The 11,270-nt window shown below is 71.9% G+C and carries 15 protein-coding genes and 1 pseudogene; 11 read left to right on the top strand and 5 right to left on the bottom strand.

All coding sequences use genetic code 11. From position 1 onward, the window contains the following. Nucleotides 1-35: 35 nt before the first annotated feature. Nucleotides 36-461 (top strand): hypothetical protein, encoded by a 426-nt coding sequence (locus ACIA6T_RS25960; RefSeq protein WP_399448874.1) that lies wholly within the window; start codon nucleotides 36-38, stop codon nucleotides 459-461. A gap of 180 nt (nucleotides 462-641) precedes the next feature. Here ACIA6T_RS25960 and ACIA6T_RS25965 read toward each other — a convergent pair whose 3' ends face one another. Further along, nucleotides 642-2,744 carry an NACHT domain-containing protein gene (locus tag ACIA6T_RS25965; RefSeq protein ID WP_399448875.1) on the bottom strand — a complete coding sequence of 701 codons (2,103 nt, stop codon included), beginning with the start codon at nucleotides 2,742-2,744 and terminating at the stop codon, nucleotides 642-644. 145 nt (nucleotides 2,745-2,889) lie between these two features. On the opposite strand from ACIA6T_RS25965, the gene ACIA6T_RS25970 reads away from it, so the two are divergent. Next, nucleotides 2,890-3,087: a hypothetical protein gene (locus ACIA6T_RS25970; protein WP_399448876.1), complete on the top strand. Its 198-nt coding sequence runs from the start codon at nucleotides 2,890-2,892 to the stop codon at nucleotides 3,085-3,087. A gap of 4 nt (nucleotides 3,088-3,091) precedes the next feature. On the opposite strand, the gene ACIA6T_RS25975 is transcribed toward ACIA6T_RS25970, so the two are convergent. Further along, entirely contained in the window at nucleotides 3,092-3,964 is an 873-nt protein-coding gene (locus ACIA6T_RS25975; RefSeq protein WP_399448877.1) for an oxidoreductase, read from the bottom strand. A 61-nt stretch (nucleotides 3,965-4,025) separates the two neighbouring features. Between ACIA6T_RS25975 and ACIA6T_RS25980 the strand changes: the two genes are divergently transcribed. Both ACIA6T_RS25980 and ACIA6T_RS25985 read left to right on the top strand, forming a co-directional pair. After that, nucleotides 4,026-4,619 carry a TetR/AcrR family transcriptional regulator gene (locus ACIA6T_RS25980; protein WP_399448878.1) on the top strand — a complete coding sequence of 198 codons (594 nt, stop codon included), beginning with the start codon at nucleotides 4,026-4,028 and terminating at the stop codon, nucleotides 4,617-4,619. A 67-nt stretch (nucleotides 4,620-4,686) separates the two neighbouring features. After that, nucleotides 4,687-4,866, top strand: coding sequence for a hypothetical protein (locus ACIA6T_RS25985; RefSeq protein ID WP_399448879.1), 180 nt, complete (start codon nucleotides 4,687-4,689; stop codon nucleotides 4,864-4,866). Between the two features lie 52 nt (nucleotides 4,867-4,918). Here ACIA6T_RS25985 and ACIA6T_RS25990 read toward each other — a convergent pair whose 3' ends face one another. Next, nucleotides 4,919-5,683, bottom strand: coding sequence for a hypothetical protein (locus ACIA6T_RS25990; RefSeq protein ID WP_399448880.1), 765 nt, complete (start codon nucleotides 5,681-5,683; stop codon nucleotides 4,919-4,921). A gap of 210 nt (nucleotides 5,684-5,893) precedes the next feature. Here ACIA6T_RS25990 and ACIA6T_RS25995 point away from each other — a divergent pair, with 210 nt between their 5' ends. The 4 genes from ACIA6T_RS25995 (at nucleotide 5,894) to ACIA6T_RS26010 (ending at nucleotide 8,254) form a co-directional block, all read left to right on the top strand. After that, the gene (locus ACIA6T_RS25995; protein ID WP_399448881.1) at nucleotides 5,894-6,451 is read left to right on the top strand and encodes a SigE family RNA polymerase sigma factor; all 558 of its coding nucleotides are present in this window, start codon (nucleotides 5,894-5,896) and stop codon (nucleotides 6,449-6,451) included. Next, nucleotides 6,444-7,028, top strand: a complete 585-nt coding sequence (locus tag ACIA6T_RS26000; RefSeq protein WP_399448882.1) for a hypothetical protein — start codon at nucleotides 6,444-6,446, stop codon at nucleotides 7,026-7,028. The genes ACIA6T_RS25995 and ACIA6T_RS26000 overlap by 8 nt, the downstream gene beginning before the upstream one ends. A gap of 122 nt (nucleotides 7,029-7,150) precedes the next feature. Then, on the top strand, nucleotides 7,151-7,732 hold the full coding sequence (locus tag ACIA6T_RS26005) for a hypothetical protein (RefSeq protein ID WP_399448883.1): 582 nt from the start codon (nucleotides 7,151-7,153) through the stop codon (nucleotides 7,730-7,732). Between the two features lie 36 nt (nucleotides 7,733-7,768). Then, on the top strand, nucleotides 7,769-8,254 hold the full coding sequence (locus ACIA6T_RS26010; protein ID WP_399448884.1) for a peptidoglycan-binding protein: 486 nt from the start codon (nucleotides 7,769-7,771) through the stop codon (nucleotides 8,252-8,254). Nucleotides 8,255-8,329: 75 nt separating this feature from the next. Here ACIA6T_RS26010 and ACIA6T_RS26015 read toward each other — a convergent pair whose 3' ends face one another. Beyond that, on the bottom strand, nucleotides 8,330-8,605 hold the full coding sequence (locus ACIA6T_RS26015) for a DUF397 domain-containing protein (RefSeq protein ID WP_399448885.1): 276 nt from the start codon (nucleotides 8,603-8,605) through the stop codon (nucleotides 8,330-8,332). After that, nucleotides 8,586-9,439 (bottom strand): annotated as a pseudogene (locus ACIA6T_RS26020) (helix-turn-helix transcriptional regulator). Before ACIA6T_RS26020 ends, ACIA6T_RS26015 begins: the two are co-directional and overlap by 20 nt. Before the next feature lie 158 nt (nucleotides 9,440-9,597). On the opposite strand from ACIA6T_RS26020, the gene ACIA6T_RS26025 reads away from it, so the two are divergent. The 3 genes from ACIA6T_RS26025 to ACIA6T_RS26035 all read left to right on the top strand — a co-directional run bounded on the left by ACIA6T_RS26025 (nucleotide 9,598) and on the right by ACIA6T_RS26035 (nucleotide 11,154). After that, the gene (locus tag ACIA6T_RS26025) at nucleotides 9,598-9,801 is read left to right on the top strand and encodes a hypothetical protein (protein ID WP_399448886.1); all 204 of its coding nucleotides are present in this window, start codon (nucleotides 9,598-9,600) and stop codon (nucleotides 9,799-9,801) included. Next, nucleotides 9,801-10,100, top strand: coding sequence for an ATP-binding protein (locus ACIA6T_RS26030; RefSeq protein WP_399448887.1), 300 nt, complete (start codon nucleotides 9,801-9,803; stop codon nucleotides 10,098-10,100). The genes ACIA6T_RS26025 and ACIA6T_RS26030 overlap by 1 nt, the downstream gene beginning before the upstream one ends. Before the next feature lie 127 nt (nucleotides 10,101-10,227). Beyond that, complete coding sequence (locus tag ACIA6T_RS26035; protein ID WP_399448889.1) at nucleotides 10,228-11,154, top strand: hypothetical protein; 927 nt, start codon at nucleotides 10,228-10,230, stop codon at nucleotides 11,152-11,154. Nucleotides 11,155-11,270 lie beyond the last annotated feature (116 nt).

The following is an 11,270-nucleotide window of genomic DNA, read 5'->3' on the forward strand; positions in this document are numbered from 1 at the left end:
AGGATGGTTTCCTGTTGCACCACAGGAGGCCATCCATGTACGAACCGATCCGTGCCAAGTCGGTCCACAGCACGATGGCCGGCACCCCCCACGACTTCCCCCACCGGTCCCGTGAGGAAGAGCTGGACATCCAGCTCGCGGGGCACCTCGCCGCGCTGCTCGCCGTCACCGACGAGCTGCGCGTGGCGGCACCCTCGGCCGATCTGGACACCGCGGCCGAGCGGCTCGCCGAGCAGGTCACCCGCCTGCGGGGAGGACGTACGCCGGCCCGCGCGTCGGCGACCACGACGGGCCGCGAGCCGAACGCGCAGGCCCTGCACCGGCGGGCGCACGCGCTCGCCGGCCGCGCCCTGGTCGTCGCCGCCTCCCGCGCCGACACGGCGGCGGCGATCCTCGCCGCCGAGCGGATGGACGCGCACACCGCGGCCCTGCAGCCGCGCGCCCTCGCGTCCTCCCGCTGAGCCCTCTTCCCGGGCTCCCCTCGAACGGCCCCGGTCCGCGTGCACCCGCAGCGACGCGCGGACCGGGCGCCACACACCCCCACCGCCGACGGGGCGCCCCGGGCAGTACGCCCGGAGCGCCCCGTCGGCGTTTCCGCGCGTGCGGGCCTGCCGTCATCGGCGGTCGGCCGAAGAGCGGTCTCAGGACCGCCGCCGGTGCCCCTGTGACGGGGGAGGGTTCCCCACCGGGGCACCCTCCGCGCCCGGCCGGGCCGCCAGCCACTCCTGCAGTTCGCGGTGGCGGAACTGGTAGGCGAAGCCCTCGACGCGCATGATGCCCGCTTCGACGCACCAGTCGAGGAAGCCGCCGAGTCCTGCGGGGAGCCGGCGGCCCACGGCGAACTTGAAGAGGACGTAGCGGCGCCAGGCCCTCGCCGCGAGGGTGAAGGCGGGGAGGACGCTGAGGAGCGCGCCGTAGGCGAAGCCGAGGACGCTCTCCGACCACTGGGCGATCAGCGAGCCGACCCACAGAGAGGTGACGACCGCCCAGAGGAACGCGTAGCGCAGTTCCGCGCGCAGCGGGTCGCGCGGATCGGTCAGGGTGGCCTGCGGGCGGTCGCCCGTGCTCCAGACGGCCTGTGAGGTCACGAACGACAGGACGTTCCCGGCCAGCACCAACGCGAACAGCCACGGACTGAGGCCCCGGTCCACCAGGAACAACACCCAGCCGGTGACGTACATCACGTTCAGGCCGATCATCTTCGGCTCTCCCAGCAGCCGCCGGTCGAGGTGACGTGGAACGGGCTGCCGCCGGGTGTTCTCCAGCGCCACGGGCAGCACCGCCTGGATCAGGAACAGCAGGCCGAAGGCGGCGAAGAGGCTCGGGTACGGGAGACCCTCCCAGGGCGTGAGGCCGAGCCGCTCGGCCAGGTTGATCGAGACGACGAACGGCAGCATCAGCAGCGCGAGCTCGACATGCTGCATCCCGGAGTCGCGTTCCATCCGCCACAGCCGGTGCAGCACGAGATCCGTGTCGGAGACCACCTCGTCACGGGGGCGCGGGGCGCCGTCCGGCCCGTCCGGCCGGTGGTCGTCCCGCAGATGCCCGGCCAGGGTGGTCAGCCACGCCTCGACCTTTGCGGGGTCCCGTCGGCGGCCGGCGTCCGGCTGCTGGTTGTACGTCGACGCGGCGGCGTGGGTGTACAGGCCGAGCAGGTGGTCCGGTACGGCGTTCAACGGCATCGCCAGGAGCGCGTCGGGGTCGCGCAGCGGGCGGCGGTCGTCGTCCCGCTCGGTGTACGCCGTGGTCAGCAGGGCCATCCGCCACGGGGTGTCGAGGACCCGGGCCAGCCCACGCGGGGTGCCGGTCCAGGTGAGGGCCTCGGCGAGCCGTCGCCACTCGGGCAGCCACTCCCCCGTCTCGTCCTGGCCGCTCCTGCCCAGGAACGCGAGCTGCTGGTCACTGGAGAGCCGCTGGAGGGTGACGACGGTGGCGTGTTCGAGCCTCTCCTTCGACTTCAGGGCGTTGTAGCGGTCGGCCCGGCAGACCACCACGAGCGGCGCCTGCCCCGTCCGGCCGTTGTACTCGCGGTTGAGCCGTTGCAGGGCCTTCAGCGCACGGGTCTTCGCGGGCGGCGCGCCGGGCGGGTCCATCTCGTCGAGGCCGTCGAGGATGGGCAGGACGAGACGTTCGTCGAGGAGCCGGCGGGCCACGGCCCTGGAGCGGACCAGACCTCTTTCCTTCAGGTAGCCGGACAGCCAGTCGACCAGACCGAGTTCGGTGTTCCAGGTGGACAGCGGGATGCGTACGGGCACCGGATCGCCGTCCTGCCAGCCGTCCATCAGACGGGCCATCAGCTGGGTCGCGGCGACCGTCTTCCCGGAGCCCGGGCCGCCGAGGACGACCAGGCGGTCCTTGCACCGTGACGAGGTGAAGTAGTCGCCCAGCGGATCCGTCACCGTGGTCCCGGGGTCGGCGGAGTCCTTGAAACCGACGGGAATCACGTTGTCGGAGCCCGGGAAGTAGCCCCGTGGAGCGGCCATGAGACGCCGGTCCACCTGCCTCTTGAGTTCCGTCAGCCGGCGTGCGAGATCCGACTGCTCGGCCCTGACCGTGAAACCCAGCGCGTACAGACTGATACCGACGGCCGCCGCGCCGAGCGCGGTCGCGAGGATGTCGGCCAGTGGACTGTCGCGCAGCGGCGCGGTGTCCCGGAAGACGAGGAGTCCGGCCGCCCCCATGAGGAGGACGACGGCCAGAACACCCCACACGGAACCGCGACGAGCCCCCCGTTTCACCCTCATGATTCATGAAGTGTGCTGAAACACAGGGGACTTGGCAATGCGGGAGGTACGGGGCACACCTGAGAACGAGGGACGCCGGTCCGTGCCGCTCGAAGGACGCGACGAACGACGCCCGGGCCGGGGCAGTGAGGGTGAGGACCGGGCCGTGCGGACCTCGGAGCCGCACGCGGGAACCACGGCGGCGCGGGCGCCGCGGACCTCGACGCGGTCGCCGCCGTCGCCGCAGCCGCTCCCGCGCCGGCGGGCGGCGCCGGGGGAACGCCTCGGCCACCTCGGCCCCGGCCCGCGTGCGCTGCCCGTCCTGCGGGCGGCGGTGGGCGCCGACGAGGAGCCGGGACGGTGAAACCTCAGTCGCGCACCGACACCTCGGTGAGCCGCTCGGAGACCTCCCAGAGACGGCGCGCCGGCTCGGGGTCGCGGACCGCTTTCGAGAGCTGCGCCGGTTTGGGTGCGCCGTACATCTGCAGCACTCCCGGCCCCACGTAGGTACCGCCGGGGATGTCGGCCGTGGCGGCGTACAGGGTCGGCCGCGCGCCGGTCGCCGCCGACGAGGCGAACAGGGGAGTGGTCAGCCGCATCAGCGAAGGCACGAAGCCGCGCGCGTCCGACAGCGCGCCGGTCGCCGCCCAGCCCGGGTGCGCGGCGGTGGCGAGGACCGCCGAACCCGCCGCCGTGAGCCGTCGCTGCAGTTCGAGGGTGAACAGCAGCACGGCGAGCTTCGACTCGTTGTAGGCGCGGAAGGCGTTGTAGCGCCTGTGTTCCCAGTTCGGATCGTCGAGGTCGAGGCGAGCCGCGTGAGCGGCGGACGAGATCGAGACGACGCGGCCGGTGAGGTGCTCGCGCAGGAGCTGCGTCAGGGCGAAGTGACCGAGGTGGTTGACGCCGAACTGCGCCTCGAACCCGTCCTTGGTGCGGGTCAGCTCGGGCGGGTAGATGGCGGCGGCGTTGTTGACCAGCAAGGAGACGTCGCCCTGCCAGTCGTCGGCGAAGCGCCGGACGGAGGCGAGGTCGGCGAGATCGAGCGCGCGGACCTCGGTCCGTCCGGGCAGTTCCGCGGCGACGGCTCGCCCTTTGTCGACGTGGCGCACCGCGAGCACGACGCGGGCCCCGGCGGCGGCGAGCGCTCGCGCGGTCTCGCGCCCGAGGCCGCCGCTCGCACCGGTGACGATCGCGGTCCTGCCGGAGAGATCGGGAAGGTGAGTGGGGTGGGATTCGCTCATGCCGCCAATCTAGACACTGTCAAGAATCTTGGCAATGACAAGATGAGGGTAGGATCCGTCTGTGCCCGATGAAGCCCGCCCGTACCACCACGGCAACCTGCGCGCCGCGCTGCTCGACGCGGCCGAGCGCACCATCGAGAGGTCCGGGACGGAGCGGCTGTCGCTGCGGGAACTGGCACGGGTCGTCGGGGTCAGCCACGCGGCGCCGCGCGCGCACTTCACCGATCGCCAGGCGTTGCTGGTCGCGTTGGCGGAGCGGGGTTTCGACCGCTTGGGCGCGCAGTTGAAGTCGGCACGCGACGGTGCCGGTACGGGTTTCGACGAGCGGTTGCGGGCGGTGCTAGCCGGGTTCATCACCTTCGCGAACAGCAGGCCCGTGCTGCTGGACCTGATGTTCTCCGCGAAGCCGTACGGGGACAAGGCGCGGCTGCCGACGGCGGCCGAAGCCCTGGCGGTGGTGTACGACCTGATCGGCGACGGCGTGACCGAGGGCGCGCTCGCCCCGGGTGATCCCGAGCGTTACGGGCTGCTGCTCTATTCGTGGGCCCTGGGCCTCGCGAGCCTGATCGCCGGCGGCGGCCTCGAACCCGAGGTGACGGACTCACTCGTGTCCGACGCGGTGTCGACGTTCATCCGCGGCAACGCCGCCGGCTGAGCGTGCCCGGCTGACGGCGGCCTGGGCGCTGTACCCCGAGTCCTACCGGTGCGCGTGCGGAGCGGAGTTGGCGTTCGTCTGCCAGGTACCGGAGTCCCTGGAGTTCGGCGTCCGCCCCGGGGCTCCGGTGCCGTCCCACGGCATCCGGGACGACGCCTACGCCCTGTTCCTCGGCAGCGAGGTCTGTCTGCCGGCCTGCCCGCTCCGCTGCGATCCGGCGGCCGTCCTGCCGGTGAACCAGGGCTGAACCTCGGCCGTGGGCCCCGCCGTACGCCCGCACGGCACCTGGTCGGGCTGCCTCACACCCGAGAGGCCTCCAGCTCCATGGAGACGGCGACAAGCCGGTCGCTGAAAGAGCCGGCGGCGCTGTCACCCGTCGTCGTCCCGGCGCGGTACGCACGGATCGCCGGGTCGGCGAAGGTGAGAGTCAGCACCGGGCAGTCCGCAGCGTCATTGGTGTGCTCGGGCGAGCACTTGATGACGTCGGCCAGGCTGTGACCAGGACACACGGCCCCGACAGGCAACTCCACGTCCAGGAGCAACTCCTTGCCCGGATCCACACGGAAACCGCCGGACGCCGGGACCTCTACAGGCTTGCCCATGTAGCCGCTGTCCACGACGGTCGCGGTGAGACCGCGGGCGGAAGCGCGGACGCCCTCACCATGGGGGCCGTAGAGATCGAGGGTGACCCGGCCTTTGGCCAGCGGTGCGTCGAGCAACAGGGGGCGGTCGCCTGTTCGGATGGCCGCATGGACGGTGAAGCGGGGTTCACCCGGCGTCTTCGGCCCCGGATCGTAGAAGCCGTAACTCGTGAGCACCAGACTCGGGGCCCTGCTCTGCTCGTCCTTCCCCCGTGGTGCCGGCCGCGGCCAGTCGTCCACCCCGCACTTCGACAGCTGCGCCGTGCCGCCGGCGGGGAGCGGACTGTCCCGCAGTGGTTCGGCAGCGGCCTGCCGAACCGCGGATGCGCGCGGCTCGGACGTCGTGGCGGAATACGTCAGCACCAACAGACCCACGACGAGCACGGCGAGGATCGACCAGGAACGCGGGGAGACACGGAACACTCAGCCACGTCCTCGCGCCCGGCGGACCGCCCCGGCACGCCCGGTCTCCAGGCCTCGCTCGCCGACCCGGGGGCACCACTCCATGACGCTCATGATTCTTTCTGCGCGCCCGACGGCAAGAACGTCACTGCTCCCGAGCCCGCCTTCGAATCGCTGACCACTTGTGCGGTGAGGCAGTCGGGTGACACCGTGCAGCGCGACAGGAGAGGCATGCGATCACCAGAAGCACCGCGCGGCGGCGGGGGTGCGGACGAGCACGCCGAGTTCGACGCCTTCTACGCCGAGAGCGTCGGCCGGCTCATCGGCCAGCTGTACGCCATGACGGGCGACCTCGCCGAGGCACAGGACGTGGTCCAGGAGGCCTTCGCCCGGGCCTGGGAACGCCGGGCCGAGCTGGACCTGGACGGCGCACCCGAGGCGTGGGTGCGCACGGTGGCCTGGCGGCTGGCGGTCAGCCGGTGGCGGCGGGTGCGCACCGCACTCGCGTTCGCCCGGCGGCAGGGCCCGCCGACCGCGGTGCCGCCACCGGAACCGCACCATGTGGTGCTGGTCCAGGCGCTGCGGCAGATCCCGGAGGCGCAACGACGGGCCGTGGTGCTGCACCATCTGTGTGACCTCACGGTGGAACAGGTGGCCGCCGAGGCCGACTGCCCCGTCGGTACCGTCAAGGCGCACCTGAGCCGGGGCCGTGCGGCACTGGCACGACTGCTGGCCGACACCGAACTGGATCCGCGGACGAACCGCCTGTCGGAGGGACGTCATGGCTGACGAAACGAGGCTGGGGGATCACCTGGCCGACCTCGCCGAGGCGGGCCGACGGCACACGGAGCCGCTCGCCGCGGAGCGGATCCGGGCGCGCGGTGAGCAGCGCCTGCGCCGCAAGCGGGCCGCTCTGGCGTCCGGCGGCGCACTGCTGGCCGCGGCCGTGGCCCTGGGCGGTGTGTCGCTGATCCAGGCCACTCGGGGGCCCGAGCCGCCCGCCGCCGTCCCGGCGCCGACCGCTTCGCCGTTCGTGCCGCCGACGCCCGCTCCGGGTGAGGAGTACGCCAGCGAGCTGGGCTATGTGTACGGCGCGGTGGCGCAGGGCGACACGGTGCGGGTCACCGTCGAGCGGCTCCGTGGCGTGCGGGGAGCCGCGACACCGGGTGGTGGGGTGCACACGCTGACCCTGCCGCGGAGGACGCCGGTCGAAGTACGGCGGCTGACCGGCGGGAACCCCGCGGACGTGGAACTGGGCGAACTCGTGGACCAACTGGCCACCGGTCCCCGGTGGGCGTTCGCGATCGACTACGACGGTGAGGGCCGCGTGCGGTCGCTGCGGGAGGCGTACTGGCTCGCCGAGTGAGCCCCCTGGGGGCCGTGGCGGGCGGCGACAAGATAAATCGCCTCGGGGTGCAACCCGCGGGGTGGGGTGACACGTAGAGACTGCGTATCCAGAACACGCTTGATCTCTCGGGGGACTTGACCATGCGCCTCGCACACCGCCGGCCCGCCCTGCGCTGCCTCACCGCTCTCGCCTTCAGCCTTGTGGTTCTGACCGGGTGCAGTGGTGAGAGCGACGGGCAGGCGGCCACCACCGCCACCACCGCACCCGTGACATCGGCGACGCCTTCCGCGTCGGCCGAGGAGAAGGCCCCGGCCACCGCGCCGGGCGACGGTGCCGGCCCGGACGGTACGGCGTCGTCGCCGACCGGTGCGGCCTCCTGGGCCGGCGCCAAGAAGTTCGTCCAGATCGACGGCGTCCGGACCGACGCCGGACGGACGTACCTGTCGGTGCGGCCCGCCCGGAAGAAGCTCCACTCCAAGTTCGACGCATGGGTGGTCACCCCGGGCAAGGGGCCCTTCACGGAGGTGCCCATGGCCGAGGACGCCCAGGTGCTGCTGTCGGTCCCGCTCGGCGACGAGACGCGTGCCGCGTCGTACTCCCAGGCCGAGTTCGTCAGCCGGCTGACGGCGAAGTCGTCCTCGGCCCGCTCGGCCATCGGGTACGACCTGAGTTTCGACGGCGAGGGGCAGGTCGTCAGGCTGCAGTCGCTGCCCATGCCCTGAGAGGGACACCGGAGTTCATCAACCGAAAGGAAGACCATGCGGATCATCAATCGCCGTCGCCTCGCGGCACTGGCCACCACAGGAGTCACCCTCGCGGCCACACTCGGAGCGGCGGTGGTCGCAGCCCCCGCGGCATCGGCTCACGGCAGCTACCGGCACTGCACGACCTCCGCGTCGCTGTTCGCGGCCGACAACCCGGACTACAGCGTGGCGATCCCCCTCGGGTACGACGAGAGCCACGTCACCGCCACGTGCTATCTCACCGACGGTGACACGGGCACGGGCGTCAGGGTCCTGCAAAGAGCCCTGAACAAGTGTTACTCGGCGGGTCTGACGGTCGACGGCGTCTTCGGTGACCTGACCGAGGCCGCGCTGCGCTGCGCAGGGCGCAGAGGGCGACCGGAGCGACCGTCGACGGTGAGTACGGCCCCAACACGCGGAACCACATCGGATGGCCGACCTACCGCCGGAGCACGGGGCAGTTCGTGCACTGCTACAAGTGGTCCAACATCCAGTGGGTGATGGTCTGACCTTGCCCGTTCGACCACTGCCTGAGCGTGCCTTCCCTCTTGGCGGGGGGGGAAGGCACGCGGGCACCTACTTGAGGGACGTGACGAACGACGTCCAGGCCGGGGCCGTGATGGTGAGGACCGGCCCGTGGGGGACCTTGGAGTCACGGACGGGCACTACGGCGGTGTGGGCGTCGCAGACCTCCACGCAGTCGCCGCCGTCGCCGTCGCTGTAGGTGCTCTTGCGCCAGCGGGCGGCACTGGGGAAGGCTTCGGCCACCTCCACGCAGTCACCGCCGCTGCCGTTGCTGTACGTGCTCTTGCGCCAGACGGCTGTTCTCAAGTCAATCCCGATGCTTGCCATTTCTGCCATCCTCAGCCGCTTGCTCAATCAGGGCGAGGGACACCTCCGGAGGTAGCGCGGCGGCCCTGAGCAGATCGTACGACCATCGATATTCCTTCACGAGGCCCGGATCGTCGATGGTGTCCCCGCTGTGGAGTGCCTCCGTGTAGACCAGCGGTGGCGCGTCGGGAAACGTCATGATCTTGGCAGTGCCCAGCATGAAGGGGTGCGCCCCGCAGTTCCACGGAAGAATCTGGGGAACGATGCGATGTTGCCGGGCCAACTCTGCGATGTGCTGCCACTGTTCGGATGCGTCGTCGGGCGGAACGATCGGCTGCCGGATCAGGAACTCCGACAGGATGGCCCAGTACACCGGAGTCTTGTGGTTCTCTTCGAAAAGACGGGCCCGCGCCAGTCGAGCGGTGGCCTTCTCCTCCACCTCCTCAACCGGCGCCAACGGGTGGGTCGCCCGTACGACCGCCCGCGCGTACGCCTCCGTCTGCAACAACCCCGGAATCAGCGTCGGGCACCACTCCTCGATGGTCTCCGCGTGCTTCTCCGCCTCCAGCACCCGCTCGAAGTAGCTCGCGTGCCCCGCCGCTTCGCCCTCCGCACGTCCTCGCACCGCCGCCGGAAGAAGCCGTCCGCACCGAGCACCTTGTCCACGTGTTCCGCGAGCTCCGCCGGCATCCTCCGCGTCCCCCGCTCGATCTCGCTGAGGTGACTCGGGCCGTAGAAGCTTCCCTCGGCCAACTTCTGGAGCGTCAGCCCCGCCTCCTCCCGCTTCCAGCGCAGCTCGCTGCCGTAGAAGGTCGGGACGCCCGTCGAGCCGTCGATGTCCTTGCGCTGCCCCATCGTTCACCGTCCTTGGTGTGCCGTTACCACCCGCTACCGACTCCCTCACCACATACGTGCGGTTCAGGACCGGGATGCCGAAGGCCTGTCACGCTACGCCGACCGGCGGCACAGTGTGATCGGTTCGTCACACAGAGCACCGAAGGGCGTGAACCCCCATGCACAGCCCCACCGAAGCCGACGCCTGCGCCGAGGAGTTGCGGGCGGCGCTCGCCGCGCACGGCATCACCCTGCCGTCCCTCGGCGTCGACCTCCCGACCTTCGCGGCCCGCTGCCCCACCCGGCCGCTGATCGCGCTCGGCAACTGCAACCTCCTCACCGCCCAGGCCCTGGCCACCGCCCTCCGCAAGGGGGCCGCGTGATGCGACCGGAGACGACGCTCGAACTGCTCGCGACACCGGCCGAGCTGTCCGGCGTACGCCGCGCCCTGCGCGACTACGGCACCGACGTCCAGCTCTGCGCGAGCGAACTCGTCACGAACGTGATCCAGCACCTCGGCGAGGGAGTCCCCGTCACCGTCCGGGCGTGGTGCGACGACGGCGGACGTACACGCCTGGAGGTCACCGATCCCGCCCCCGGGTGCTGCCCGTCCTGCGTGCGGCGGTGGGCGCCGACGCGGAGTCGGGGCGGGGACTGGCGCTACTGGACGCGCTCGCGCTGAGGTGGGGCGTGGTGCACAGCGCGCCCGGCGGCAAGACCGTGTGGTGCGAGCTCGGCGCGGGGCCGGGTGAAGGAAGCGCTGCCCCGGACCGCGATCCGGTGTCAGTGGCGTCCGGTTGGATGACGCCATGGACGCGGTGAAGGAGTTGCTGGCGGCCGTTCACCGGCTGACCGCTCAGCGTATGAGCGCGCCGGTGTGCGGGACGGCGGGGCATGCGGCGGGGCACGTGTGCCTGGTGCCGTCCGCGCGGATCGCTTTCCCCGACCTCCAGGAGGCGATCAGCTCGCGGTTCGGGGAGCCGCGCAGCCTCGTCACGGGCGGCACCGTCGATCCGGCCGCGAGCGTGCGGACCGGGCTGCCGCTGCTCACGCCGTTCGGGGAGCGGGTCGTCGAGATGCGGGCGTGGGCGTGCGGGGACCGGTGGGTCGGCTGCGGCACGACGCACGACGACGGTGACGTCCGACCTGTCGTGCTCGTCGCCGAACGGGAGGATCCCGCGGCGGGCCTGGGCAGGCCCGCGTCCTGGGTGGACGGGATCGTCGCCGTCACCGGGTGGGAGACGACACGGGTGCGCACGGTCGACTGGGCGGCGGTGGAGGCCCGGCTCGGGACCCCGCTGCCCGGTGACTACAAACGGCTCGTCGAGATCTTCGGCAGGCCGGGCGCCTTCGACGACCACCTTCAGCTCCAGTTCCCCGACGCACACGTCGAGAGCATGGACATCGTCCGGGACACCGAGCGGCTCGGTGAGTGGGTCCGTACGCACGGCAGCCGCCTGCGGGACCCGTACCCGGTGTACCCGGCCCCGGGCGGGGTGCTGAAATGGGCCGGCACCGAGCAGGCGGACGGGTTCTACTGGCTCACCGGGGACCCCGATCCGGACAAGTGGCCCGTTCTCGCGCAGGAGGACACACCCGGGTCGTGGATCCGGTTCGACGGCACGACCGCCGAATTCATCTACCACATGCTCACGGACCCGGGCCACCCGTTCTCCACGGCCCGCTGGTACGACGTCCACTGGTACCAGGACTACGGCCACCCGGTACTGCCCTGAGCCGGAGGGACTGGTCGGGGGGGGGGGGGGGGGGGGGGGGGGGGGGGGGGGGGGGGGGGGGGGGGGCGCCGGGGGCCCGGGGGGCGGGGGGGCGGGCGGCCGCGCGGCGCCGCCCC

The organism is Streptomyces sp. NPDC051740 (assembly GCF_044453165.1).
GTDB lineage: Bacteria > Actinomycetota > Actinomycetes > Streptomycetales > Streptomycetaceae > Streptomyces > Streptomyces atrovirens.

Bases quoted from the DNA above. Each gene is read 5' to 3' on its own strand.
- ACIA6T_RS25960 (WP_399448874.1), top strand. From the start codon at position 36: ATGTACGAACCGATCCGTGCCAAGTCGGTCCACAGCACGATGGCCGGC.
- ACIA6T_RS26010 (WP_399448884.1), top strand. From the start codon at position 7,769: ATGCGGATCATCAATCGCCGTCGCCTCGCGGCACTGGCCACCACAGGA.
- ACIA6T_RS26030 (WP_399448887.1), top strand. From the start codon at position 9,801: ATGCGACCGGAGACGACGCTCGAACTGCTCGCGACACCGGCCGAGCTG.
- ACIA6T_RS26035 (WP_399448889.1), top strand. From the start codon at position 10,228: ATGGACGCGGTGAAGGAGTTGCTGGCGGCCGTTCACCGGCTGACCGCT.
- ACIA6T_RS26000 (WP_399448882.1), top strand. From the start codon at position 6,444: ATGGCTGACGAAACGAGGCTGGGGGATCACCTGGCCGACCTCGCCGAG.
- ACIA6T_RS26015 (WP_399448885.1), bottom strand. From the start codon at position 8,605: ATGGCAAGCATCGGGATTGACTTGAGAACAGCCGTCTGGCGCAAGAGC.
- ACIA6T_RS25975 (WP_399448877.1), bottom strand. From the start codon at position 3,964: ATGAGCGAATCCCACCCCACTCACCTTCCCGATCTCTCCGGCAGGACC.
- ACIA6T_RS26025 (WP_399448886.1), top strand. From the start codon at position 9,598: ATGCACAGCCCCACCGAAGCCGACGCCTGCGCCGAGGAGTTGCGGGCG.
- ACIA6T_RS25995 (WP_399448881.1), top strand. From the start codon at position 5,894: ATGCGATCACCAGAAGCACCGCGCGGCGGCGGGGGTGCGGACGAGCAC.
- ACIA6T_RS26005 (WP_399448883.1), top strand. From the start codon at position 7,151: ATGCGCCTCGCACACCGCCGGCCCGCCCTGCGCTGCCTCACCGCTCTC.
- ACIA6T_RS25965 (WP_399448875.1), bottom strand. From the start codon at position 2,744: ATGAGGGTGAAACGGGGGGCTCGTCGCGGTTCCGTGTGGGGTGTTCTG.